The sequence below is a fragment of the Ureibacillus sp. FSL K6-2830 genome, assembly GCF_038004145.1.
Taxonomy (GTDB): Bacteria; Bacillota; Bacilli; order Bacillales_A; family Planococcaceae; genus Ureibacillus; species Ureibacillus thermosphaericus.
The window spans coordinates 3059280-3083460 of sequence record NZ_JBBOQR010000001.1 but is presented as its reverse complement, the minus strand read 5'-3'; the positions used below and the strand labels follow the sequence as shown (position 1 = coordinate 3083460).

At 34.0% G+C, this 24181-nt stretch carries 28 protein-coding genes and 1 riboswitch; of the genes, 8 read left to right on the top strand and 20 right to left on the bottom strand.

Annotated elements, in window-relative coordinates:
- Positions 1–55 precede the first annotated feature (55 nt).
- From NSU17_RS15310 to NSU17_RS15300, 3 genes are all read right to left on the bottom strand, one after another.
- Positions 56–475: a pyridoxamine 5'-phosphate oxidase family protein gene (locus NSU17_RS15310; protein ID WP_096551145.1), complete on the bottom strand. Its 420-nt coding sequence runs from the start codon at positions 473–475 to the stop codon at positions 56–58.
- A 64-nt stretch (positions 476–539) separates the two neighbouring features.
- Positions 540–1424: a patatin-like phospholipase family protein gene (locus tag NSU17_RS15305; RefSeq protein ID WP_340705429.1), complete on the bottom strand. Its 885-nt coding sequence runs from the start codon at positions 1422–1424 to the stop codon at positions 540–542.
- Between the two features lie 165 nt (positions 1425–1589).
- On the bottom strand, positions 1590–1778 hold the full coding sequence (locus NSU17_RS15300) for a hypothetical protein (RefSeq protein WP_172597866.1): 189 nt from the start codon (positions 1776–1778) through the stop codon (positions 1590–1592).
- A gap of 39 nt (positions 1779–1817) precedes the next feature.
- Between NSU17_RS15300 and NSU17_RS15295 the strand changes: the two genes are divergently transcribed.
- Entirely contained in the window at positions 1818–2165 is a 348-nt protein-coding gene (locus NSU17_RS15295) for an Lrp/AsnC ligand binding domain-containing protein (RefSeq protein ID WP_340705525.1), read from the top strand.
- 97 nt (positions 2166–2262) lie between these two features.
- Here NSU17_RS15295 and NSU17_RS15290 read toward each other — a convergent pair whose 3' ends face one another.
- A complete protein-coding gene (locus NSU17_RS15290) occupies positions 2263–2868 on the bottom strand; it encodes a superoxide dismutase (protein ID WP_016838971.1) in 606 nt (201 codons plus the stop codon).
- Between the two features lie 209 nt (positions 2869–3077).
- A complete protein-coding gene (locus tag NSU17_RS15285; protein WP_340705428.1) occupies positions 3078–3560 on the bottom strand; it encodes a DUF456 domain-containing protein in 483 nt (160 codons plus the stop codon).
- A gap of 116 nt (positions 3561–3676) precedes the next feature.
- Here NSU17_RS15285 and NSU17_RS15280 point away from each other — a divergent pair, with 116 nt between their 5' ends.
- From NSU17_RS15280 to NSU17_RS15265, 4 genes are all read left to right on the top strand, one after another.
- Positions 3677–4192, top strand: coding sequence for a DUF1189 family protein (locus NSU17_RS15280; RefSeq protein ID WP_340705427.1), 516 nt, complete (start codon positions 3677–3679; stop codon positions 4190–4192).
- Between the two features lie 42 nt (positions 4193–4234).
- Complete coding sequence (locus tag NSU17_RS15275; RefSeq protein WP_340705426.1) at positions 4235–4567, top strand: hypothetical protein; 333 nt, start codon at positions 4235–4237, stop codon at positions 4565–4567.
- A 96-nt stretch (positions 4568–4663) separates the two neighbouring features.
- A complete protein-coding gene (ispG, locus tag NSU17_RS15270; protein WP_096551157.1) occupies positions 4664–5764 on the top strand; it encodes a flavodoxin-dependent (E)-4-hydroxy-3-methylbut-2-enyl-diphosphate synthase in 1101 nt (366 codons plus the stop codon).
- A 16-nt stretch (positions 5765–5780) separates the two neighbouring features.
- Positions 5781–6356 (top strand): 5' nucleotidase, NT5C type, encoded by a 576-nt coding sequence (locus NSU17_RS15265; RefSeq protein WP_016838976.1) that lies wholly within the window; start codon positions 5781–5783, stop codon positions 6354–6356.
- 75 nt (positions 6357–6431) lie between these two features.
- Here the strand turns inward: NSU17_RS15265 and NSU17_RS15260 are convergent, their stop codons facing one another.
- The gene (locus tag NSU17_RS15260) at positions 6432–6560 is read right to left on the bottom strand and encodes a hypothetical protein (RefSeq protein WP_016838977.1); all 129 of its coding nucleotides are present in this window, start codon (positions 6558–6560) and stop codon (positions 6432–6434) included.
- A gap of 130 nt (positions 6561–6690) precedes the next feature.
- On the opposite strand from NSU17_RS15260, the gene NSU17_RS15255 reads away from it, so the two are divergent.
- Together NSU17_RS15255 and NSU17_RS15250 are read left to right on the top strand one after the other, a co-directional pair.
- A complete protein-coding gene (locus tag NSU17_RS15255) occupies positions 6691–7197 on the top strand; it encodes a hypothetical protein (RefSeq protein ID WP_096551159.1) in 507 nt (168 codons plus the stop codon).
- Between the two features lie 275 nt (positions 7198–7472).
- Positions 7473–9659 (top strand): EAL domain-containing protein, encoded by a 2187-nt coding sequence (locus NSU17_RS15250; protein ID WP_340705425.1) that lies wholly within the window; start codon positions 7473–7475, stop codon positions 9657–9659.
- A 436-nt stretch (positions 9660–10095) separates the two neighbouring features.
- Here the strand turns inward: NSU17_RS15250 and NSU17_RS15245 are convergent, their stop codons facing one another.
- Together NSU17_RS15245 and NSU17_RS15240 are read right to left on the bottom strand one after the other, a co-directional pair.
- A complete protein-coding gene (locus NSU17_RS15245) occupies positions 10096–11376 on the bottom strand; it encodes an IS4 family transposase (protein ID WP_340705481.1) in 1281 nt (426 codons plus the stop codon).
- 274 nt (positions 11377–11650) lie between these two features.
- Entirely contained in the window at positions 11651–12286 is a 636-nt protein-coding gene (locus NSU17_RS15240) for an alpha/beta hydrolase (protein WP_340705424.1), read from the bottom strand.
- Positions 12287–12594: 308 nt separating this feature from the next.
- Between NSU17_RS15240 and NSU17_RS15235 the strand changes: the two genes are divergently transcribed.
- Positions 12595–13212, top strand: a complete 618-nt coding sequence (locus NSU17_RS15235) for a hypothetical protein (protein ID WP_340436018.1) — start codon at positions 12595–12597, stop codon at positions 13210–13212.
- A gap of 104 nt (positions 13213–13316) precedes the next feature.
- Here NSU17_RS15235 and NSU17_RS15230 read toward each other — a convergent pair whose 3' ends face one another.
- The 12 genes from NSU17_RS15230 to NSU17_RS15175 form a co-directional block, all read right to left on the bottom strand.
- Positions 13317–13634, bottom strand: a complete 318-nt coding sequence (locus NSU17_RS15230; RefSeq protein ID WP_339288422.1) for a heme oxygenase — start codon at positions 13632–13634, stop codon at positions 13317–13319.
- 81 nt (positions 13635–13715) lie between these two features.
- Positions 13716–14696, bottom strand: a complete 981-nt coding sequence (gene nrdF, locus NSU17_RS15225) for a class 1b ribonucleoside-diphosphate reductase subunit beta (RefSeq protein ID WP_340705423.1) — start codon at positions 14694–14696, stop codon at positions 13716–13718.
- Positions 14684–16777, bottom strand: a complete 2094-nt coding sequence (gene nrdE, locus NSU17_RS15220) for a class 1b ribonucleoside-diphosphate reductase subunit alpha (protein ID WP_340705422.1) — start codon at positions 16775–16777, stop codon at positions 14684–14686. Before nrdE ends, nrdF begins: the two co-directional genes overlap by 13 nt.
- A 2-nt stretch (positions 16778–16779) precedes the next feature.
- Complete coding sequence (gene nrdI, locus NSU17_RS15215) at positions 16780–17145, bottom strand: class Ib ribonucleoside-diphosphate reductase assembly flavoprotein NrdI (protein ID WP_340436011.1); 366 nt, start codon at positions 17143–17145, stop codon at positions 16780–16782.
- Positions 17142–17372 (bottom strand): glutaredoxin family protein, encoded by a 231-nt coding sequence (locus tag NSU17_RS15210; RefSeq protein WP_340436008.1) that lies wholly within the window; start codon positions 17370–17372, stop codon positions 17142–17144. Before NSU17_RS15210 ends, nrdI begins: the two co-directional genes overlap by 4 nt.
- Before the next feature lie 135 nt (positions 17373–17507).
- Positions 17508–17694: riboswitch (cobalamin riboswitch) on the bottom strand.
- A 119-nt stretch (positions 17695–17813) separates the two neighbouring features.
- Positions 17814–18227, bottom strand: coding sequence for a bifunctional adenosylcobinamide kinase/adenosylcobinamide-phosphate guanylyltransferase (locus tag NSU17_RS15205; RefSeq protein WP_016838987.1), 414 nt, complete (start codon positions 18225–18227; stop codon positions 17814–17816).
- On the bottom strand, positions 18179–18775 hold the full coding sequence (locus NSU17_RS15200; protein ID WP_016838988.1) for a histidine phosphatase family protein: 597 nt from the start codon (positions 18773–18775) through the stop codon (positions 18179–18181). The genes NSU17_RS15205 and NSU17_RS15200 overlap by 49 nt, the downstream gene beginning before the upstream one ends.
- A complete protein-coding gene (gene cobS, locus NSU17_RS15195; RefSeq protein ID WP_340705421.1) occupies positions 18748–19521 on the bottom strand; it encodes an adenosylcobinamide-GDP ribazoletransferase in 774 nt (257 codons plus the stop codon). Before cobS ends, NSU17_RS15200 begins: the two co-directional genes overlap by 28 nt.
- A gap of 11 nt (positions 19522–19532) precedes the next feature.
- Positions 19533–20087, bottom strand: a complete 555-nt coding sequence (locus NSU17_RS15190) for a bifunctional adenosylcobinamide kinase/adenosylcobinamide-phosphate guanylyltransferase (protein WP_340705420.1) — start codon at positions 20085–20087, stop codon at positions 19533–19535.
- A 97-nt stretch (positions 20088–20184) separates the two neighbouring features.
- Positions 20185–21387 (bottom strand): Ger(x)C family spore germination protein, encoded by a 1203-nt coding sequence (locus NSU17_RS15185; protein ID WP_340705419.1) that lies wholly within the window; start codon positions 21385–21387, stop codon positions 20185–20187.
- Positions 21384–22478, bottom strand: coding sequence for a GerAB/ArcD/ProY family transporter (locus NSU17_RS15180; protein WP_340705418.1), 1095 nt, complete (start codon positions 22476–22478; stop codon positions 21384–21386). The genes NSU17_RS15185 and NSU17_RS15180 overlap by 4 nt, the downstream gene beginning before the upstream one ends.
- Positions 22475–24079 (bottom strand): spore germination protein, encoded by a 1605-nt coding sequence (locus NSU17_RS15175; protein ID WP_340705417.1) that lies wholly within the window; start codon positions 24077–24079, stop codon positions 22475–22477. The genes NSU17_RS15180 and NSU17_RS15175 overlap by 4 nt, the downstream gene beginning before the upstream one ends.
- Between the last annotated feature and the right edge of the window lie 102 nt (positions 24080–24181).

The following is a 24181-nucleotide window of genomic DNA, read 5'->3' as shown; positions in this document are numbered from 1 at the left end:
CTTAGTAAATATTATTTTTTCAAATTGATAGGACTATCAGCAATAGTTCTATCAATTAAAATTGAATAATTTTCGGATCGTTTCCTTTCGAATTCATGATGCGAATTTGAGAAGGAACGATTTTTAAAACTACCATATTCGGATCATCTGGACCATCGAACCAAAATCTTAATACTTTGTTCCACACTTTTTCTTTCATTCCTTCATCGGATGAAACTTCCGCTTTTCCTTCTATTTCTAAATAGGCATCGCCAAATCCTTTCCCATCATAACCAATTAAAATATGTGTGTATGGATTTTTCGAAAGTTCTTCAACTTTATGGGTATTTTTGCTCGTAACCGTATACAAAGTGAAATTATCGTTATAAAACGTCATATAGCGAGTGTGAGGTTTATCTCCTTCAATGGTAGCCATTGTTCCAATTAACTGATTATTTAATATTTTTTCAGCAATTTCTTTATCTGTTTTTGGCATTGCAACCACTCCATTTGACCTTTTAAATTTTAGTATTTCATAAATTCTTAAAAATATGTGATTGTTAAATAACGGGTCGCCAATTTTTTAAAAATTCTTCAGTTCTTGCTCTTCCCAATTGAATTAATTGCTCTTTTGCATCATCATCTAAATCAAATTGTGTAGCACTATATTGTTCAACAGGAATGAAGATAATATTTTTTTCGTGTTTTCTTGAGATATATCGATTATCGTGGGCATTCATCATCGACTTAAATAATGCTTCAAATAAATTTAACCCATTATCAATTATCTGTGGTGGAATTTCTCCTTCTGGTCTGCTTAGTTTTAATCCTAGTAATGGCCTTTTTCTTTTACCGTTATCATAAATCCATAATGGAAAATTGCTTAATACACCACCGTCGACGAATACGGAATGTCCTTTTCCATTACTTAACATGACCGGCTCAAAGAAAAAAGGAATACCACAACTCATTCTCAACGCTTTTGCGACAGAAAAATCTCTCCAGTCCTTTCCATATAAATGCAAGTCATCAGGTATAACAATTATGCGACCATTCGTTAAATCGGAAGTGACAACTTTCAACGAATCCTTTGGCAAATCCCCAAATGCATACACATCTTTTTCTGCTAGTTTTTTGTACAACCATCTTTCTAGCGCTTTTCCTTTGTACAATCCTAATCGAAAATATAAATTCAGCCATTTTATAAAAGGAAGAGTTTTTGAAAATTTGGGTGGATCAAGAAGCGATTTTGTATCTAATTCTTCCAATGCCTTTTCAATCTCTTTTACGGTAAACCCTGCCGCGATAAATGCAGCTACAATTGAACCAGCACTCGTTCCTGCTACTCTTTTAAAAGTAAAACCCTTCTCACTCAAAACTTGATAAGCGCCAACAAACGCAAAAGCTTTTATTCCACCACCTGAAAAAACACCATCAATTTCCATTTTCTCTCTCCCTTATTTTTCATTGCTATACTTTAAGAAAAAATAAGGGATTTTAGAACGATTTATCGAAAATAATCGAATCAATAAGAAAAAATTCGCAAGTTCCATCATGATAACAGTGCAGACTGTTTATTCGGAAAGCTTGCGAATTTTTGCTAATATTGATTACTCATTTAAGATAGAAGGATTTTGCTTACTAGAGGGTTTACGTTTATTTTCATTTTGATTTTCTTTTTTAGCTTTTTCATTTTGACCTATCACATCTAAATCATCGGGACTTAAATCATATCCATATCCATACTCTTCCCGATCTAATTGATTTCTTTTCTTCTTTGACAATGTAGTCACCTCCATTGGACTTAATTTGTCACAAACCCATTATTTTATACTGGAATAGGAATCACTAATAATTACATCATTGAAATAGTAAAAAAAAAAACGAACCCAAATGATTCGCCTCTTACTTTAAATTCTCTTCTTATCCAGTTCTCTTCTATCCAATGTATAGTAGAAGCAACCGTTAAAAACGGAGACAATAAATCTTTTAAAAATTTTATAGAAGGTATTCCAAATGTGGAGTTTTGTTACCGTATATTAATAAAAGCATGCTTTATGCTTAAACTACAATTTGAAAGCTTTTCCAAGGTAGAAGAGTTTATCAATGATGTAAGTCCATACGCAACTAACGTCAACCATTTCATTTTTTCCAAGGTTCAAACAACGATGAAATTTAGTGAATGAAATTTAATATCTAGGCGCGGTCAAACTTACCGATAATCTTTTCAAAAATAAAAAAAGGAAAACCTATGTTTAGGCTTTCCTCATTTTTTAAAGTTAATTATTTTGCTGCAGCGTATTTTTCTGCTACAACGTCCCAGTTTACTACATTCCAGAATGCAGCAATGTAGTCAGGACGACGGTTTTGATATTTTAAGTAATAAGCGTGTTCCCAAACGTCTAATCCAAGGATTGGTGTTTGGCCTTCCATGTATGGAGAATCTTGGTTTGGCGTAGAAGTGATTTTTAATTCACCGTTATCTACTACTAACCAAGCCCATCCAGAACCGAAGCGGCCAGCAGCAGCTTTTGCAAACTCTTCTTTAAATGCATCGAAGCTACCGAATTTCGCATCAATTGCAGAAGCTAACTCACCAGTTGGAGTTTTTGAACCTCCAGGTGTTAAAATTTCCCAGAATAATGAGTGGTTTGCATGTCCGCCACCATTATTGCGAACTGCAGTTTGTTTATCAGCTGGAAGAGCATTGATATTTGAAATAAGTTCAATTAAATCTTTATCAGCGTATTCAGTACCTTCTACAGCAGCGTTTAAATTTGTTACATACGTATTGTGGTGTCTTGTATGATGGATCTCCATTGTTTGTGCATCAATGTGTGGTTCTAAAGCATCGTAAGCATAAGGTAATTTTGGTAATTCGAATGCCATTAGAATTTCCTCCTTTGTATAAATCAGTAATTTCCTACCTCTATAAGATTATCAAAATAGAGGTAGTCATTCAATGATTTAGCTCTTTCTAAGTGATTTTCATACTTTTGGCTGAAATCAATCCATTGTTTGTCTTTTACCAGTGACACACTGATATTTCAACCAAACTCACTATTTCCTTTTAGATGATTTTTTATACAAAAAACATATTATGCGATTGCAATTACAAAAACAATAATCATCACTAATTGGATCATCGTTTTTGTTGCAACAGATGTTAAGAAGCCAACAAGCGAGCCAATACCAGCTCGAACCGCTTGGCTAAATTCTTTTTTCGCAACTAGCATTTCCCCAATTACTGCACCTATAAATGGCCCGATAATAATGCCCAGAAATGGTATGATAAATGGTCCTGCTAATAAACCAATCGTGCTGCCCCAAAGTCCAGCCTTCGTTCCGCCAAACTTTTTCACGCCAATCAGATTCGCTAAAGTATCCGCCACAAACAATAAAATAACGAAAAGAATCTCGATGATCCAAAACCACCATAAAAGTTCTGCAAAGGAGAAAAACAAACCATAAACGATAAATCCTAATAGTATAAATAATACCGATGGAATGATTGGATAAACTAATCCTACAAAAGCCACGATAAAACAAATAATAATGAGCAACCAAGCAATGATTTCCAAGTTCTTCCCTCCATGATACAGTTTACGGACAGGTTTGCAAAAAGTTTCAATAAAATGTTTTTGTATGTTTTTTCTTTTCTTCATTTCATGATAAACTCTCAATGGAGGAGAAGAAAATGGTTACTCATTTACAAATATTCATACACAGCCTGTTTCAACCAAACAAGCTAGCTGCTTATCGACTATTAACAATCGGTAAAGTAATTCAATATGTATTTATTCTAATTGCGATTGTTACGATTTTTTCGTTTATACAATTTTTAACAGGGGTATCGAAAACTACTATTCAATTTGAAGGGTTGCAACAATATGTTGCTGATATTCAATGGCTGCTCTATCCTTTTGCACTTCTTTTATTACTCTTAACTTCTACCGTTTTATTATTTGTGAGAATTACCATTTACGCAGCCATCGGAACATTATTATTAAAAATATTCAATCGTCGCGGGGAATATCGACATATGTGGAGAACGACCGCATTAGCGATTACATGGTCAACACTACTATCTATCCTATTTTCATTTATGAATATATCTAGTTGGTTTGGAACAGTTGTTAATGCCATCATTACCATCATTCTATTAACAATTGCATCACTAAAATATCCAAAAATAGAAAAAAAGAAGTTCTGAATCCTTCCTTGCTTCATATAGTGGAGCAAGGAGGGTTTTTATATGAGATTTTTTCTATTAACATCTATCATCATCATAATCGTTACGGTCATTAAAATAGATTTAACTGAAGGAACAGTACCATTAATCGCGTTTTCTGAAAGCGTTGGCCAATGCAATGAACAACTAGCTGTAAAAACAGTACCTGTTATTACAAAAGAAGGGGATACTGTACAAGGGTTACTCGCCCAATATCCAACAGATGAAAGAATTTCAGTACCAGAACGAATGGCGGATTTTTATAAATTTAATCCACATATAAAAAATCAAGTCATAGCACCAGGTGAATTAATCAAAATACCGATTTACTCAAATAACCATGAATGTAAAAAATAAAAAAACGTGTTTCTTCCTTGTCGACACTATTTTACACTGCTAAAATAATGGAAGTGAAGGTACGGAAAAAGTACCTCAAGAAGGAGAGAGTTATTGATGAGTGAAATTATTCATCGTTCGAAAACACGTCCAGTACGTGTCGGCAATTTAACAATCGGCGGTAGTAACGAACTAATCATCCAAAGTATGTGTACAACGAAAACTCACGATGTGGAAGCTACTGTTGCTGAAATTTTACGATTAGAAGAAGCAGGGTGTCAGCTAGTACGTGTTGCTGTTCCAGATGAACGAGCTGCAGCGGCGATTCCTGAAATAAAGAAACGCATCCATATCCCTTTAGTAGCGGATATTCATTTTAACTATAAACTTGCCTTGATGGCTATAGAAAACGGTATCGATAAAGTACGCATTAATCCCGGAAATATTGGTCGTCGCGAGAAGGTTGAAGCCGTAGTGAATGCGGCAAAAGAAAGAGGTGTTCCAATTCGAATTGGTGTTAATGCAGGTTCCTTAGAACGCCATATATTAGAAAAATATGGCTATCCTACTGCAGATGGAATGGTTGAATCTGCTTTACATCATATTAAAATACTGGAAGATTTAGATTTCCATGATATTATCGTGTCGATGAAAGCTTCTGATGTAAATCTTGCTATCGAAGCTTACGAAAAAGCTGCACGTGCATTTGATTATCCATTGCACTTAGGTATTACAGAATCTGGAACGCTCTTTTCCGGTACAATTAAATCCGCTGCTGGTTTAGGTGCTCTTTTATCCAAAGGAATCGGCAATACATTACGTATTTCTCTTTCTGCTGATCCAGTAGAAGAAGTAAAAGTAGCTCGAGAATTATTGAAAGCATTTGGTCTTGCATCAAACATGGCTACTTTAGTTTCATGTCCAACATGTGGTCGAATCGAAATCGATTTAATTTCCATTGCTAACGAAATAGAAGAGTATATTTCAAAACTGAATGTACCATTGAAAGTAGCGGTATTAGGCTGTGCGGTAAACGGGCCGGGAGAAGCGAGAGAAGCAGACATCGGAATCGCAGGTGCTCGAGGAGAAGGATTACTCTTTATGAAGGGTAAAACCGTACGAAAAGTACCAGAAGAAACAATGGTAGAAGAATTGAAAAAAGAAATCGATAAATTAGCTGCAGAAATGTTAGCAGAACGAGAACAAAAAACAAATTGAATCTTAGGGGGTCCATATGAAGCAAAATAAGCCTCGTTTCGGTATTGATATTGATGGAACAGTAACGACTCCTGATACGCTGATTCCACATATAAATAAACAATACAATACAAACATCGTACTTGATGATGTCATCGAATATGATTTTTTAAGCGCATTCCCCCATCCGGTTGATCGAAACGAGTTTGCTCGTTGGTTTAAAGAAAATGAACCTTATTTATATTCAGTAAGCAAAATTGCAAACGATGCTCAACAAATCTTAAACAACTGGCATAAACAATATGAATTGTATTATATTTCCGCTCGAGACTTGCATTTATATGATGTGACGAAAAAATGGTTTGAACAGCATCAAGTACCTTATGATCATATTGAATTAATAGGTAGTCATGATAAATTGGAAGCTGCAAAAAAGTATCGCGTAGATGTTTTTTTTGAAGATAAACATGATAATGCGGTGATACTTGCAGAAGAACTCCAAATTCCCGTACTGTTATTTGACACGCCATACAATCGTAAAGTTATACCTTCCAACGTGATTCGAGTTCATAATTGGAAAGAAGCAAACGAATGGATTGAGCGTCATTTTTAGCCACATTTCAATCGCTAGACTTGTCCAACCTAATTGTGACATCGTCTAGCGATTTTTTTGTGAACGCTATTCGTTTTAAATCTCTAATGTTCCCCTCACCCAACGTTCAACAAATGTTTCAAAAGTAATTCCATATCGATTATAAATATCATGATATACAAAATACACTCCTAATTTTTCCAGCAGTTCATCATTGATTTTCATGAAAACTTCCCTTCTATTAAAGTTGAAAAACAAGAAATGTAAAGGAATTTTCTAAAATCTCCTAATACAACGATGAATTTTTTCGCTATGATGAAAATAGCCAATAGTTTGAACACTAGGAGGTTTTATAATGAGAAACATACATATTTCTGTTGTATTACTACTTGCTATGTTTCTATTAATAGGTTGCAAAAGTTCCGTCAGCGACATAAAGGAGGCAGTTTCTGGCATCCATACACAAGCAGAAAAAGCAAAAAGCGGTCTAACAATCGATGCATATACTTTGCGTGAGTATGAGATTGAATATAAAGACGAATTATTTACAGTTGACGAATTATTTAAAACTATTCTACGTGATGTCCAATGGGAATATGAAAAAAATCATAATAAGCATATTTTGCTAGTAAAAGGTACATGGAAGGAACCATTATTTGAACAATTACAGCTTACGGATGATGTAAAAGAAAAACTCTCAAAGAGCGGTAAAATTTTTATTGAATTAGTATTTATAGATGGACTGCTAAATTCAAATGAAACAACGGTCAGCATGAAATTAAATGAAGAATTGTTAGTGGATGAAAAAGGAGCAGAAAACCTTTATTACTTATACGATATTTATTTACAACAGAAAATGTAATGAAAATTTACTCTAGTAGTACTAACCATCACAAGGTTTGTACTACATTTTTTTAATGACTTATTCAAAATAAAATGCATAAACCCACAATTTTATTAAAAAATAACAATTTTTAGAAAAACCATTTCAACTTTTCAAATACCATTCTCTTCTGCCAAAAATACGACAAATTAAACATAAAACACTATCATTATTTCAAAAAATTATTAATGCATGTCAATAAATACTTTTGTTATAATTACTTTACAGTATTATCAAAATTCGGTGGGAAGTATATGTTTAAACAAGAACTAATCGACCTAACAAATGATGATTTATATTTATATTTATACACGATAGGTGAACAACTTCAACAACCAATTATAATCATTGATTTAAAACGGCAACCACTTTCCATTAAGTATTACAATCAACCATTTGCCCAATTAACTGGTTATGATATGGCTGAATTATTTAACAAGCATATTTCATGTTTATGCGGTCCAAATACCCTTCCCGAAACCGAACAAGATCTGGAGTTTCATATATTAAATAAGCTCACCTATGAAACAACAATGATTCATTACAAAAAAGATGGTACTGCTTTTTGGAACCAGCTTAGTATTCAACCAATTCAAAACTCCAAGAAAGAAACAACCTTTGTGCTTATTCAATGCAAAGATATTACTTCCGAAATGTTGGAAAAAATGCTTCACAAAATTGAACATGAAGTATATGTCGAATTAGGAAAGGATAGTAAACTAGAAGATATACTTCAACGAATTACCGCACAGGTAGAAAAAAATTATATTAGACAAGTTTATTGTGCTATACATGTTCTTCAAAAAGATGGTACTTTAAAGGCTATTGCCAGTCCCACGATACCCTTGAGTTGGATAGAGAACCTCGTCGGAATGGAAGTTAGTCCAACGACGGGTAATAGTGAAAATGCAATTTATATGAAAGATTTATCTTATATACAATCCATTCGCTCACAAGAGGATCATGAAAAATTACGGAAAATTATTTCAACCTATAACATTCAGTATTGCTGGTCAAAGCCAATTGTCGACAACGAAAAAAAGATGATTGGCACATTTACGATCTATATTCAAAAAAATTTATATTTGAAACAATCGGATATTGATTTTTTAAATAAACTGTCCCCTATTATCGCCTTGACAGTCAAACATTTTAAACAAAAAAACCTATTAAAACAATTAGCTTATTATGATATAAATATAGGAATTCCAAATTACCATTATTTTCATAAAAAATTAAACGAGTGGATTCAAAACGGTGTTGAAGGAGTCATTTTATTAATACAGCCAGGAGAATATACTTCCATAGTCGATATGTATGGGCGCAAAGTTGGCGACCGTTTAATTAAACAAATCGTTCATCGCATTGAAATGATTACTCAAAAAAGCCGAACGAATTTCAGTCGTTTTTCAAATTCTACTTTTATTTTAGGGAGCGTCATTCCTGTTAATAAAGTAGATGATTTCATTCATAAGATCATTAAATGCACTTCCCAACCTTTTGATGTAAATGGAAGGGAAATGTTTATATCATTAAAAATTGGCGTTAGTTATTTTCACCAACAACTGTCGATTGATGAAAGTATACGGCAAGCAAATATTGCTATCACAAAATCAAGAAAAAAAATAGGAACTGTCATTTCCCATTTTGAAAAAGAAACCGATCAACAAATACAAAGAGAACTGAACGTATTAAACGAATTAACAACTGGATTAAAAAATGATGAATTTTCCGTTTATTTGCAACCAAAAGTCCATTTATTGACAAAGGAAATTATTGGATTCGAGGCTCTTGCGAGATGGTATTCTCCTGTACTTGGAAATGTTTCGCCGGCTGAATTTATCTCGATAGCCGAACATAGCGGAAAAATTAGGGATATCGATCATGCTATTTTTGAAAAAGTATTACGATGGCAATGGGAAAGAAAGAAGCAAGGCCATCAATTGTATCCTGTATCCATCAATGTATCACCTGTACACTTTTATCATGATTCTTTTGCAGATGATTTATTAACCCTTGTCCGCCAATATCAAATTGACCCAAAATTTATTAAAATCGAAGTTACTGAGAACTTTGAATTATTTGATTTTGAAAAAGCAAAGAACATCTTATTAAAATTAAAGGAACATGGCTATGAGAGTTCGATTGATGATTTTGGAGTCGGATTCTCGTCATTAAGTTATCTACAACGGCTGCCTTTTTCAGAAATTAAAATTGATAAATCGTTTATTAATGAAATACATGATTCAGGTATGTATGCAATCGTAAAATCAATTGTTCAACTTGCAAAAAGTTTAAACATGCATGCGGTAGCGGAAGGGATCGAAACGTTGGAACAATATAAAACCCTTGTACAAATTGGTTGCCATACAGGTCAAGGTTATTATTTCCATAAACCAATGCCGATTGTAGAAGCTGAAAAATTAATCAATTCAAAATGAGGCTGGGACATAAACAAAAAATTAAAGGGGCAGTTGAAAGAGTTTTGATAAAAAATGGATATAACGAAAAATTGATTGTAGTGACGGGGCAAGTTTCTGTCGCGCACGCTTAGTCGCAAAGCGAAGCAAGTTCAAGGAAGTAAATTCAAAGCTTTCCTGCGACGATCCCTCTCGAGACACCGCAGGAGTGAAGGAATGAATCAGAGGAGGCTCGAGCCCAATGTCAGAAACTTATACAACCAATAATTTACAGTTAGTAGGCAACCATCTAGCTGTCTACTTTTAAAAATACTATTCAACCTACAAAGTGTTGATAATTTTCTAAAATCGGCTAAAAAAGGCAATAGGATGCCCGGGGCTTAAATTTTTATTTTTTTAAGCCCCTAATTTATTTACATTTAATAAACAAATAGGTTATATTTATCCTATGTATTGTTTATAGACACCTTTTTTGGTTTAGGGGATACTTTGTTGAGGACAGACCATTCCTTCGTGGGTAGCTTCTCCCAGATCGAATAGGTGTCTTATTTCTTATAATCACTTTCATGATTTTTGTAAACATTCTCTCTCTTTTGATTGGACAATCTTCTAATAATAAGTGAACCATCCTATCTTTTAATTTTCCTATTAAGATATTTGTGTTTACTTGATAATCATGTTTTCGTCTTTTTTTCTTACTCTCCTCATTAATTGTTTCATTGGCATCATTTCTCAATAAACTGACCATATTCGATAAATATATTGATGCATAGAAATCTTGTTCAATTGCGATTTTCGAACTACCCGTGAAATTTTCTATTTCGATTTTATTTTTCACATCATTATATTCTGTTTCAATTCCCCAGCGTTTAAAATAAAGAGATTTAAACTCAGAGATACCAAACTCTTCCTCGGTTAAATTTGTGACAAGTATTTCTTCCGTGCCAGAATCCAGTGGGAATCTAACTACACGAGCAGTAATCACTTGTTTCCTATGTATTATATGAATGTTTTGATCAGCATCTTTCGCTTCGACAATTTCCTTTATCGTATTTTTTTGACATCGCATCACATATTTGATACCAAGGGCATCTAAATAGGCAATAAAATCTCTCGATGGATACCCTCGATCAAATAAAAAAAGATCATTTTTTAATCCAATTTGTACGAGTTCTTCAATCATATCCTTTGCACTATCTCGCTCAGCTACCTTATATGGATTGATTCTAGAAGTAATAATGATTCCATTCTCAAGATCGTAAATACAAGAGGCACTAGCTCTTGCATAACTTGTCTTATGATTTTTTCCATACCCAAAATAATTTCGAAGCTCCTCAGTATCAGGGATTTGGAGCACACTTCCATCGATTGCGCAAAGTCTAAATCCACGATAAGTTTTAAAGGAATTTTCTTCATAATACCAATTCACAATCGCTTTTGTAAGTTTTACAAAAGCGAGAGGAGAAATCTTTTTTCGTGCGGCTGAATAGCCTTGTTTGGAAATACTAATTTCTGATAAATTAAATTTGTCGAAAAAGTCGTCAAGTTCAATTTGGAGGCTCTTTTTAACAAAGTTTAAGCTAAATAGAATAGTATTTTTAAAATTTAACTTCTTTTCTTTTCGTGTAAAATACGTTTCTTTTGTCCGAGATTCAAGCATAAACATCACATCATTCAGCATCTTTCGAGTAATCTCAATTGCGCCTAAAAAAGTACTTTTCGTTTTCAAAAAAACCACCATCCTCGTTTTATTAACCAAAAATTGGTATCTAAAACGATTTTGGTGGTTTTTTATAAAATACAAGAGTCCTTTTACCTATTTTTGTGAATGTTAAATTAAAGATTAATTTTCAAATAAACTTCCATTAAATGTAATCTTAAGTTGATGACATTGGGCTCGAGCCGGGCCCGCGGAAAAGCGTCCCCGGAACGGAAATCAATTTTAATAACATATCAAAAAAACATCATTTTCTCCAAGGAGAAAATGATGTTTTTTTAGATTTGTCCCAACCTCATTTAATTTCTTCCAATATAAAATGAACAAAATCTCTCATATTTTCTGGCGAAACGCCGTGTCCTACAGGATAGGTTTTATAAACAACTTTCGCTCCATGTTGCTCAAAAAATTCTTTACTTTTTTCACTCCACATAATTGGAAAATCGTAATCATACTCCCCGTGAGAAATGAATACTTTCGTTTCATCCATTTTATTTTTGTGATATTGTTCTTTCACAAAATCTGGTAAAAACCCTGACATTGATGCACATGCTTTAATTTGATTTCCCATCACGATGCATAATGTTTGTGCGATGACTGCTCCTTGATTAAATCCTGCAATACATATCTTCGCCGGATCTAATTGATATTCTTTAATTGCTTGTAAAATAAAATCTCTTGTAACAGCAATCACTTTATCAAAAACAGGTTGAATAGGCTTTCCTTCCTCTACAAAAGTATAGAAGGCATAACCTGGATCATGACTGATTGGTCCCCTTAAACTAAAGACATGGCAAACTTCTTTTATTTCACCTATGATTTGTAATAAATCTTCTTCATCGCTTCCTAATCCATGAAATAAAAAAATAGCTGGACTTTGTTTAATATTAATTTTCGGTTCAATATGTTTGAATGTATATAACGATTGCATTCTATTTCCTCCTCAAGTTTCCCTTACCTACAACGATTCATTCCCAAATCTTTTTTCCAAAATATTATTTTATTCTTAATTTCTATTTAAAAATAGTATGTTTCATTTACTAAAAATAACTGAAATTTATCAAAAATTTTGTCGATAACATAAATCTTTCTTATTATTTTTTTAAAATTTGTCTGATTTTTGAAATATGATTTGGAAAAATAGTTTTTAAACGATAAACTATTAGTAGAGTTGGTTAAAAATGTCTTGTTTTGACTGGGTGAATACAAAACAACATTCTTAGCAAAGGGGTGTTTGGAATGTATAGGGAAATTACAGTAGAACGAAGCATACTATATATTGAGCAATATCATGTAGACAAATTTATTGATTTAGCGAAACAAAATAGCCAATTCAATTATCTAGTTAAAGAAGGCGCATTAAATACCATCGATGCTTGGATTATCGCCTTCAATATTTGGCTTTTATTGCTGCCCAATAAATACAATATCATTCACTCAGCTGAGAAAACCTTATACTACTCCTCGAATTTCGTTATACTAAATGCTCTTCAAGACAATGTACATTTTAACCAATTAAAGTTCCGTGAAAATCGCCCAGAACTATTATATTATATCATGTCACTCCAACTAGCTACAGGATTAAACGAATGGATTTTACGCGTGATGATCAAACATGATTTAACATATATGATTGAAAGAAATAAAAAACGTATCTATTTTGATGCTCATTTAGGATCAGAAGATGAAATTCAATCCTTTTTAGAAGATCAATCGAAGTTTGTAAAGGCAGCTGTGAAACAACTGCATTCTACTAATTCATTTGATCGAATGATAAGAAATGCAATTGATGAAGCATACAAAGTATATAATAAACATCGTGAACGGTTAGCAAAAGAAAAATTGAAACGAGGATAGTACAATCTTGTTTCGACTACTTCAGGAGCAAAGGTCTATAAATTAGAAGCGAGGGTGTCCAGAAAGTTTTCGGCTTTCTAGACACCCTCTTTCCTATTTAATCATTAATTGTTTTCTAATGTTGAGACAACTTCAGAAATGACGATTACATTTTCGATTGTAGGGGCTTCTTCGCTATTACCGCTTGGACGTTTATGAGCTTCTTTAAATGCATCACTTGCTCTCCACGCCTCAAATTCTTCCAGTGAATCCCAATACATAACGACGTTCATTTCATCGTAGTCTTCAAATTGTGTACTTACGAGTACTTCTACTTTACGAAATCCTTTAAACGTTAATAATGGACCAGGTTGCGTGAAGAGTGGTGCCATCTTTTTTGCCAAGCCTTTTTTCACTTTTATTCGATTAGTAACTGTATACATATAAACAAAACTCCTTTTTTATTTTTGAAAATCATTGTAATTATTAGAACATGATTTTATTCGAACTGCAATTTATAGCCCTCAATCATCTAGTAAAATATCAAAATGGAACGTTTCATCCGTGATAGGCTCTACTTTTGCTAAGGCATATGTGGAACCCTTTTGAGAAAAGAAATCATATGTGGAACCTTCATTTCGTATTCCATTCATCACAATTGGATGAATTTCTTCTTCAGGAAACATTGTATCGAACCCTAAATTCATTAATGCTTTATTCCCATTATAGCGGATATATGCCTTCACCTCATCTTCCAAACCTGTTCCTCGATAAATTTCATCTGTATAACGCAATTCATTATCATATAAATCTAGCAATAATTCATAGCCCCAATTTTTTAATTCATCTTGTTGTTCTTTAGAAAATTGATTAAAAATGTTTTGTGCGAATATTCCAACAGCCACCCCATGAATGGATTCGTCCCTCAATATTAGCGAGATCACCTCCGCGCTGTTCCTTAAAATGCCTTGTCCCCCTAAATAAAGCGGATAGAAAAAACCAGAATAAAATAAAAAGGATTCGAGCATGACGGAAGCAAACATTGCTTTCCATAGGCTGACTAAATCATTTTCCTTAATAGACGAATATATATTGGCAATTTTTGAAGCCTTATATTGTAATTGTTGATTCTTTTTTACCCATTGAAAAATTTCTTCGATTTCGTCGTTATGACAAAGGGTTGTAAAAATATACGAATAGGATTTCGCATGAATGGCTTCAAAGGCACCAAATACCGTTAATACAGCTTTTTCTTGTAAATTGGGATTGTATTTTGCTATTTCATTCATCCCGATATTTGTTTGAATTGTATCGAGCAGCGTCAGTCCACCAAACACTTTTTTGTATGTTTCTTGATGCTCAAAATTTCTCCATTGTTGAATATCCTTTGAAACTGCAATTTCTTCTGGAAACCACATTTGTTTCCATTGTTGATCCCAAAAAATTTTAGCAAGACTGCTTGCTGACTGATTCCAATTGACTGCTTCGTATGTTAAATTGTACATGCTACACATTCCTCCAGTGATTGTAATCGTTGGCGTACATAATAGACCGTTTTGATTCCTCGCATCCAAGCATAAATATAGGCTTTCGCTAATTGTTCCGTCGTCCACTTGTCTGTTACATATAAAGTCATTGAGATACCTTGATCAACATGCTTTTGTGCAGCGACATATAAATCAATGATTTTATAGACATTCATGTCATATGCTTCTACGTATAAATGTTGATTGTCATTATTTAAAAATGGCATCGGATAAATCGTGCGGCTATCTGCATAATCTCGTATCTCTACTCGCTCAGTAATGGGTGCAATGGATGCCGTGCAAGAACGAACGTAAGAAATCGAGCCGGTTGGTGCGATTGCTAACCGATAAGCATTAAATAATCCGTATTTCATTACATCTTCTTTCAATTTTCTCCACATTTCTTTTGTAATGATTGGAACATTACCTAAAGCTTTTTTCACCAATTCACTAGGTTCCTTTTCCAATTTATTCACGTACTTTTCAAAATAATGACCATTTGCATATTCGCTTATTTCAAATCCGTAAAAAGTTTCACCTTTTTCTTTCGCAAGTAGCATCGATGCTTTTAATGAAAAGAAGTTCAATGCTTCCATAAAGTAATCGATAAATTCAATTGATTCTTTTGAACCATATAATATATTTTGAGTTACAAGATGTCCGTGCAAATTCATAACACCTAATCCGACAGAATGCATCATCTGGTTTGCTTTTTTTACAGATGGAACGTTTTTTATATTGGTCATTAAAGACACTTGTGTTAACAAACGCATGGCTGTATCTACTAACTCTTCAAAATGATGAAACTTTGTCGCATGGTGAATATCTAATGATCCAAGATTGCAAGATACGTCTAATCCATATTCATTTGGTGTATCTTGATCATTAATGATGCTCGTTTGTTGAACTTGTAAAATTTCAGTACAGAGGTTGGACATTTTGACTCTTCCAAGTTTTTTTAGTGGATGTTGTTTATTTACATTATCATCAAATATTTCAAAAGGATATCCGGATTCGAATTGGCTCTTTTTGATTTCCGTATATAGTTTTCTAGCATTGATTTGCTTTAACTTTCGTATATTTGGGTTGTTCAACAACTCCCCGTACATTTCCGTTATGCTTATTTCAGACATTCTTTTTCCGTATTCTCGATAAATATCATAAGGACTAAAAAGAACGATATCTTCATCTTTTTTCATCAGTTCAAAAAATATATCTGGAATAATGACACCAGTCGATAAAGTTTGTAACCGAATTTTTTCGTCGGCATTCGGCTTCTTAGAAGAAATAAATTCTTCAATATCCGCGTGGAAAATATTTAAATAAGCAACACCTGAACCATTCCGTTGTCCTAATTGATTGGAATAAGAAAAGGCATTTTCTAATAATTTTGCAACGGGCATAACACCGCTTGCCCGATTGGCGATACCTTTTATCGGATCACCCAAAGGTCTTAAATCCGTTAAATTTACCCCTACCCCTCCGCCAAGCCTTGAGAGTTCTAAACAATAACCGAGGTTTTCTGCAATGCTATTCATCGAATCATCCATGGATAATTTAAAACAACTTACCAATTCCCCACGCGCTTTTTTACCGCTATTCAGTGTGGTTGGTGTTGCTGGTTGAAAAGCCTCCATCATCGCACGAATTGCTTTTTCTGCCAACAATTCATCACCATTCGCTAAATATAAGGCGATAATGCTCATCCGATCCTCATAAGTTTCTAAAATTTCTTTTCCATCTCGACTTTTCATTGCGTAACTTTCAAAAAATTTGCTCGCGCTCATAAATGTCTGAAATCGAAAACGATAAGAATACGCAATGTCAAAAATTTTATTTATAAATTCGAAAGAATATTTTTGTAAAAATTCTTTCTCATAATATCCTTCTTCAATGAAAAAGCGAATCTTTTCTTCCAAACTAGAAAACTTCCGCATTTTCTGATTAACATGTTCGATAAAATATTGACGAGTAGCCTCTCGATCTTTCTCTAAATCAATTTTTCCTGTTTGGTGGTAGTGATTCAAAATTTCATTATTCAAAGTTAAATAGCTTTTCATCACTAAATCTCCTTTTGAATTACTCTGTTATAATAATCAATTATGGCATCATAATTTTTCTGAAATCCGCGTAATTCTATCTTTTGAACAATGGGAATTCCGTACCTTTCGTTAATCAAATGAGCAGAACGGCAAAAATAAGCATGGCCGAAATTCGAGTTCCCACTTGCAATAACACCCTTACAGAAACGAACATTATGTTGTAAAAACGTTTCCACGTTTCGTGGTACTTCGCCTAATCCATCGGTATAGGTGAACAATAAGAAGGGTTCATTCAAAATAAGATCATCGCGAATTTCAATGTGGGGTAATTCTAATTGATGAACGATAAAACGCACGTTGCCCGTTCGAGAAGCATAAGCAATCATACTGTGATCCTGCTAATGAATTTTTTTATATTTTCTATGTTATCCATTAGCTCTCCATCGATTTCGATTACAGGGACAGAAAGGAATCCAGCATTCAATAATTTTTCTTTCGCTTCTTCATTGTTATCAATCAAAATTTCTTCATATTTCCCTTCATAACCAAGTTGATTTAATTCGTATTTCATCAACAAACATTTTGGGCAAACTTTTTTTGAATATAATTTCATTTCCTTCTCCCTTTCTACCATTCTTTTATGAAAATAAAAAAGCCATACCTTTTTCGGTATGGCTTTGAAATGGAAACAGTCAGGTACTAGGAAATGGACCGTCTTGCTTCCATTTCCTAGCCCCCGAAGAAATGAGCAATTCACGTTTATTAGGCAGGTCTCCTGGCTTATGCTTCATCCTCCAAGTTCCCTTCCCATACAAATTTGTACAGTGGATTTGAACTTTTCGTCAGCAATTACAGTTGCGGGGACAGCGTCAGATTTTCACTGACTTCCCTTTTAATCTACTATATATAGTAGAACCTAATAAACGAAATGCTATATATTGTGTTTTCGTGTTTCATTGTAACATGTAGTATTGTTAATTACAAGCTTATTTGGTAAATGATACAGTATCTACTAAAATCATTCACTCGATACGTAGAACTTAAGAACGGTTGGTTAATTTTCCTCTTTTAATATCTCAGGAATACCATACCAAACGCGAATGACTTTCTCACTTTTCTCAAAAAGTTGTTGATACAATCTACCACAAGTATCTCTCAAATGACGATCCTCTTTTGAAAGCGGCACTATTCCACGTCCGATATCCGTACAAATACAAATTAGGTTTGTCTTATAATCTAAATTCATTAATTTCCCCATTATTTGTGATACGATTTCATCTTCCGATAAATCCGGGACGAGCAAAATCATTTTTTCAAAACTACCTATAATAACGTATTCATCTTTTGTAAAAGGGCCTTCCGGTATTTCGCCTTCATAAAAATAACAGCGATTCGCACCTATTTCTTTTAACATGTTACTTACAAATTTTCGTTTACCATTATAGGCGCCTCCAATAACTGATTGCATTCTCTTCCCCCTTTCAAAGATTCAATATCATCCCAACATAGGGTATAAATCATCCGATGCTGTGCAATAACATCTTGAAAACTTTTCTCTTTTTGAAATTTCGATAGGATAACACGAATGACACCACCGTGGACAACAAACACATATTCTCCACCACAGCTCACGATTTGATGAAAACAATTTAAAATCCGTTCTTTAAACGAAACAAAAGATTCACCATTTGGTGGCGCAGCTTTCTCTGGTGAATCAATCCACTGCCGATACGCTGGATTATCTTTTAATTCATCATAAGTTTTCATTTCAAAATCTCCAAAATGTAATTCCCTTAATTGAAAAAAAGGATGGTATTTTGCCTCGGGGAAATAAAGTTGCGCTGTTTCTATGCAGCGCTTTAAGTCACTGCCAAATACATCCTTAGTATGAATCGGTACTTGACAATTTGCTGTTTGTATGTATATCGATTCATTCGTCCATCCAATATATTTTCGCTCTAAATTCGCTTTCGTTTTTTCATGCCGAATTAAATGAACAGTAACAGCATTCCCCATAATGCCAATTCCATCCCTTCATATAAAGCACCTAGCAAGTCTCCCGTCATTCCGCCAAAATGGCGATATGTCCAATGCCGATAAATCCAAGTCATCACAAACATGCTAAATGTTAAAACAAATAGTTTATATTCATTTAACACAAAACCTGTTATGAGGATAATGAATATATAACACGCAATATAAATCCATAACGATTTTGCCTTCACATGTTTTTTAAAGTAGGCTGCCAATCCAGATTCCTTCACATTTACTGACAGATTGAAATAAATCAATATTGCTAATCGACATAAGACAGGTATGATGATAAAAAATAAATAAAAGTTTGTTGGGCGCTGATGTAAATACTCATAAAATATGCCGATTTTCAGTAGAACAATGAGCACTAGATTAATAGCACCAAAAGCTCCAATACGGGAATCGCTTAATATTTCTAGTCGTTTTTCTTTATCTCTATAAGAAAAATAAGCATCGCTTAAATCGATCCAACCATCGAGATGCAACCCACCCGTCATCATAATATTGATAATGACAATGATAATTGCTAAGAAAAGTGGAGTAAAATTGAAATAAACATCATTCAGTAGAATGACAAGTACAACGATTACCCCCATAAAGAAGCTAATGAAAGGCATTGTGCCAAACATCGCTGTAACAGTTTTATTATTCATTGGAAGTGTCTTCCGAATGGGGAAAGAAGTAAAAAATTGAAGAGATAATAATAACCCTACAATAATATTTTTCACAAAAACACCGCCTATTTTCTGCGTACGCGAATACCATAATCCAACTCATATGCTTCATCACAAATTGAGACAATCCATTGATGAAGAGTTCCGAGGAGTTTTCGATATAGTTGGACTTCTTTGAATGAAGATGGTACTTCATCAAGCACTTCATTTGAAACAATTAAGATGATAACACCATTTTCTTTCCATTGCGTTATTGCCTGTTGAAACTGATGCATCCAATGATAGATTTTATGTAATCGGTCTTCTTTTAAATGTTCGGTCTTGTATAAAATATTGTTCAGCCAAGTTGTTATACAATCCCATAATACAATGTCATTCTCTTGAAACCTTTGTACAGGCAAGTCATCAATTACGTCTATTGTATACCATGGCTTTTTCGAGCGTTCTCGATCCTTTTGATGTCGAACTATTCGACTTTTCATTTCTTCATCGAAGGGGACACCGGAAGCTAAATAATAGAGGCCTTTTTGGTTTTGGTCGAAAAACTTTACAGCCACACTTTCTGCAAAGGAACTTTTACCACTTCGAACCCCGCCTGTAATAAAAATGATTTTTCCCATTCTCTCCCCTCCTCTAATCTATTTTCCCCCAAAAATAGAGCTGTCCAAAATGAGTATATCATTTTATGGACAGCCTGCGAAAAATATATTTTATTTATCATTTCCATTCCATTCCGACACGCAAAATCTTATAATCCATTTTGACTTGAATATCCATCTCTTTATAAATTTCACGCCAAGCATCTTCTGTTTTTACATTTTCTTCCCAATATTTCGGATGATATGCACGCACCCTTGCACCAATTGCAAGTATATCCGATTCATCTTGCTGCAATTTTTTCACTAGACTATTTAAGGCTTTTCCTCCCAACTCAGATGCTGATTTTTCAAGTTCTTGTAATTTTTCTTTACTTAAATCATTCGTATAAAGTTGTTCTTCAACAAAACCTTCTACTTTGACATCGATAAATACTTTCGGTTTTCCGTCTTGAATTTCTACTGAGATTTTTGAAATTCTTTTGAATGGCTTTACAAGATAAACCCCTTTTTTATCACCAGGTACAATTACATTAGAATAACCAGCAGGATTTATTCCCTGCATCGCTAAAATAGCTCCTGTTTCCGTTGGCGTTAACGTACCAACCATTTGATAATCTTTAAAATAAACGAGTCCGTCAACCAAAATATGATCTCCCATCGGCTTTGCAAGAGGAATGATTGCATCCACACCTTCATCAGAAAAATCAATCCACACTTTCCCTAAATGCTCTTTCGGTAACTTTCCGAACTTTACAGCTTCTCTTAACGTATTAGCTAAATATAAAGAAGGGACTGTTTGAATGGGTGGTGTAGCATTTAATATTTCTAGTGCTTCCCCTTCCGTAACCATAATCCACGCAGTTCTTCTTACTTCAAAATCTCTTTTTAAAAAATCCATAATATCTTCAAGACCTTTTTTTGCAATTTTGTCACTGACAACAATCAATTGAATATGTCCTAAATAAATTTTTTCTGCAAGTTCTTGTTGTAAATTGGATAATACATCCTTCATTGAATATCCATATGTTACTAACAGCCAATCAGTCTCTGCGGAATTTGTATCTCCTCCTTCGGGTCCAAGCATAATTTTTCCTGGTACTGCTAATTGGGCTGCCACTTTATAAATGATTTTTTCCTCTGCTGGAAACTCTCCTTTCGAATGGGTGACTTCAGGCATTTCAATGTCTTCACCTTCTTCAGCAATATCAATCGATAAAGCTAAAATATTTGCCCTTTCTTCAAGTTCATAACGATCCCAACAACCACTTAACAAAAAGACAGCAATCAGAACAAAAGCGAATTTTAATTGAAACCTTTTCATTGCACTCCCGTCCTTTTTCGAAAATGGCCAATGATTAATAAACAAACTGGGAGTATAATAAATAGAAATAGACCTACATAAGTAATTTTTGAAGCATATTCATATATTTCATAAACATTATTTGGAATTAACGCAAAAACAAAAATTACCGGAATCATGAGCATTGTAATGAAACTATATTTATCTGTACGAAATAACTCTGCAGTGCCACGTACAATCACGAAGTAATACGAAAGCAATGTCGTAAATACAGCAAAAATCCAAGTAATTAAAATAATGGCGTCGATTCGTGATAAAACTTCTCCGGGTATTTGGATAATTCGACTAAGGGATAAAATAGGCGAATACATTTCTTGTAATTCCTTAGCACCAAATACCCCTAGAGAAACCACAATGCAATAAAGAATGGCTAATGCTCCTAAAAAGAACCCCCAAATTCCATTTTTAACACAATTTTCGTAATCCTTTATATACGGTATTAACATGGCAATAACAAAATAATTCGTTATGACCTGCGTCATGATGATGGCCCCAGACAAAAACTGTTTCACCGATAAATTATGGCCTAAAATCGGCAGTAAATGATATGTTTCAATATCTTCTAGGGCAAACAAAAAGAAAAACATTGGAATTAATAAAAATGGTAAATAAAAAAAGTGAATATAGGTGAAGGTAGAAACATTGCTATAACCGACTAAAGCACAAATTATAATCATGATAAGAATGGAAATTTCAATGGGTGTATTGGGCAAAAGCCCAGTTGCTAATACTTCCGCAAACTGTCTTACTTCAAGACCCATAATGACAATAAACACAATGACAATCATGTAATTAAATAAATTTCCAAAATATTTTCCTAACAATAGTCGATTACATCCAATGATTGTATGTTCTCGAAACTTCCTTGCTAATAGGGTAATAGCAATCACACTAATTAACGAGATGAGTATTCCAACGATACTTGCAAGTATGGCTGCTTCTCCTACTTCAGCAGCAATGAATCGAGGTAATACCAATAAAGATACACCGATGATTGTACTTGCAATTATGACAGCTAATTGAATCGAACTGATGGAATCTGTATGTTTCATATTTTTTCCCTTTCTTCTTCATCAAGGAAATTGTAATTCGTATAATCCTTCACTGTTTCTCCCACACGAACTGTATTCTTCGGATGAATGTTGGATGGACGTCTTTTTAATTTATGGAATGGAGCTCGAATAATGCTATCTTTTAAAGCTTTTATATTTAATGGTGCATATGGATCCATATATGGAACACCAAAGGATCGCAAAGAAAGCATATGATTGACAACGATCATGAGTCCTACGGCAAGTCCCAATAAACCAAGTGTACCAGCTAAAATGATCAGCAAAAAACGCAACATGCGGAAAGTATTGGCTGCATTATAAAATGGAACAGCAAAGGAGCCGATTGTAGACATTCCAATAATTACAACGGAGATTGGGCTGACAAATCCCGCTTGAACAGCAGCCTGACCAACCACAAGTACACCTACAATCGATAAGGCACCACCAACTTGCTGCGGCATTCGAACACTGGCTTCCCTCAACACTTCCATCGCCAATTCCAACAACAATACTTCAACGACGACCGGTAATGGAATGCTTTGCCTTCCACTGGAAGCTGCAACAACATATTTTGCTGGTATCAATTCCGGATGAAAAGAAATGACGGTTACGTATAAAGAAGAAAAGGTCAATGAAAAAACAAGTGCTAGGATTCGGAAAAATCGTACAAATGAAGAGATAATCCAATGCTCATTATAATCATCCGTTGCGTGATAAAACTGATTAAAAGTAGCAGGCGCAATTAATGCAGATGGACTGCCATCCATTAATATAGCAATGCGACCTTCCAGAAGATTCCCAACTATTTTATTCGGTCTTTCAGTATTGATGAGCTGAGGGAAAGGAGATGCCGGATTATCCTCTAGAAACTGTTCAACATAACCTGAATCTAAAACCCCATCAATTTTAATTGCATCAATTCTCTTCTTAACTTCTGTCACTAATGTGGGATTTACAACATCCTCAATATAACAGACAGCGAGTTTTGTTTTTGTACGAGTACCAACTTCCGTTTCTTCTACGCGGAATTCTGGAATGGGAAGGCGATATCGAAGCAATGCAACATTGATAGGCAATTGTTCAATAAACCCATCTCTCGGTCCTCGTACAACCCGCTCCGTATCCGGCTCCTCTATACTTCTTTTTTCTTTTTCAATTGCATCGATTTCCAGTGCTTCTTGAATACCATCAAAAAAGACAATCGCTTTTCCTTGAACAATGGCGCTGATAATTTTCGGTATGTCTTTAATCGCTTTCACATCATTAAAATAGAGTATATTCTCAATAATATATTGGGGTAAAATTATATTTTTTTCTTCATCCATCTCATGATCTTGAAGGGGTTTAATAACATCGTTATTAATGATGTCTTTATTGGCTAATGAATTAAGATAAATAATTGTAGATTGGGTTTCGTGAAATAATTTAAATGTCCGAACAGAGAAATCCATATCTTTTTGAAATATTTCTTTAAAAATTTGTACATTTTCTTCAAGACGATTTGTGATTTGTTTGTCTTTGTATTTATTGACAATATGACTTTCTGGAAATATTGGGGTTCTGTCTACATAATGATTGCTTTTCTTAAAGAACGGTGACAATCTGAATCACCTTCCTATTCTTTCATCATTTGCTGTTATTATGGCTCAAAATAGAAATAACATACATCTTCTTCATCCACTTAGTTATTGTTCAATTCTTTC

Excerpts from the sequence above, each read along its gene's own strand:
- NSU17_RS15310 (WP_096551145.1), bottom strand. The coding sequence starts at position 475 with ATGCCAAAAACAGATAAAGAAATTGCTGAAAAAATATTAAATAATCAG.
- NSU17_RS15305 (WP_340705429.1), bottom strand. The coding sequence starts at position 1,424 with ATGGAAATTGATGGTGTTTTTTCAGGTGGTGGAATAAAAGCTTTTGCG.
- NSU17_RS15300 (WP_172597866.1), bottom strand. The coding sequence starts at position 1,778 with ATGGAGGTGACTACATTGTCAAAGAAGAAAAGAAATCAATTAGATCGG.
- NSU17_RS15290 (WP_016838971.1), bottom strand. The coding sequence starts at position 2,868 with ATGGCATTCGAATTACCAAAATTACCTTATGCTTACGATGCTTTAGAA.
- NSU17_RS15280 (WP_340705427.1), top strand. The coding sequence starts at position 3,677 with ATGGTTACTCATTTACAAATATTCATACACAGCCTGTTTCAACCAAAC.
- NSU17_RS15275 (WP_340705426.1), top strand. The coding sequence starts at position 4,235 with ATGAGATTTTTTCTATTAACATCTATCATCATCATAATCGTTACGGTC.
- ispG (WP_096551157.1), top strand. The coding sequence starts at position 4,664 with ATGAGTGAAATTATTCATCGTTCGAAAACACGTCCAGTACGTGTCGGC.
- NSU17_RS15265 (WP_016838976.1), top strand. The coding sequence starts at position 5,781 with ATGAAGCAAAATAAGCCTCGTTTCGGTATTGATATTGATGGAACAGTA.
- NSU17_RS15260 (WP_016838977.1), bottom strand. The coding sequence starts at position 6,560 with ATGAAAATCAATGATGAACTGCTGGAAAAATTAGGAGTGTATTTTGTA.
- NSU17_RS15255 (WP_096551159.1), top strand. The coding sequence starts at position 6,691 with ATGAGAAACATACATATTTCTGTTGTATTACTACTTGCTATGTTTCTA.
- NSU17_RS15250 (WP_340705425.1), top strand. The coding sequence starts at position 7,473 with ATGTTTAAACAAGAACTAATCGACCTAACAAATGATGATTTATATTTA.
- NSU17_RS15240 (WP_340705424.1), bottom strand. The coding sequence starts at position 12,286 with ATGCAATCGTTATATACATTCAAACATATTGAACCGAAAATTAATATT.
- NSU17_RS15235 (WP_340436018.1), top strand. The coding sequence starts at position 12,595 with ATGTATAGGGAAATTACAGTAGAACGAAGCATACTATATATTGAGCAA.
- NSU17_RS15230 (WP_339288422.1), bottom strand. The coding sequence starts at position 13,634 with ATGTATACAGTTACTAATCGAATAAAAGTGAAAAAAGGCTTGGCAAAA.
- nrdF (WP_340705423.1), bottom strand. The coding sequence starts at position 14,696 with ATGTACAATTTAACATACGAAGCAGTCAATTGGAATCAGTCAGCAAGC.
- nrdE (WP_340705422.1), bottom strand. The coding sequence starts at position 16,777 with ATGAAAAGCTATTTAACTTTGAATAATGAAATTTTGAATCACTACCAC.
- nrdI (WP_340436011.1), bottom strand. The coding sequence starts at position 17,145 with ATGATTGCTTATGCTTCTCGAACGGGCAACGTGCGTTTTATCGTTCAT.
- NSU17_RS15210 (WP_340436008.1), bottom strand. The coding sequence starts at position 17,372 with ATGAAATTATATTCAAAAAAAGTTTGCCCAAAATGTTTGTTGATGAAA.
- NSU17_RS15205 (WP_016838987.1), bottom strand. The coding sequence starts at position 18,227 with ATGCAATCAGTTATTGGAGGCGCCTATAATGGTAAACGAAAATTTGTA.
- NSU17_RS15200 (WP_016838988.1), bottom strand. The coding sequence starts at position 18,775 with ATGGGGAATGCTGTTACTGTTCATTTAATTCGGCATGAAAAAACGAAA.
- NSU17_RS15190 (WP_340705420.1), bottom strand. The coding sequence starts at position 20,087 with ATGGGAAAAATCATTTTTATTACAGGCGGGGTTCGAAGTGGTAAAAGT.
- NSU17_RS15185 (WP_340705419.1), bottom strand. The coding sequence starts at position 21,387 with ATGAAAAGGTTTCAATTAAAATTCGCTTTTGTTCTGATTGCTGTCTTT.
- NSU17_RS15180 (WP_340705418.1), bottom strand. The coding sequence starts at position 22,478 with ATGAAACATACAGATTCCATCAGTTCGATTCAATTAGCTGTCATAATT.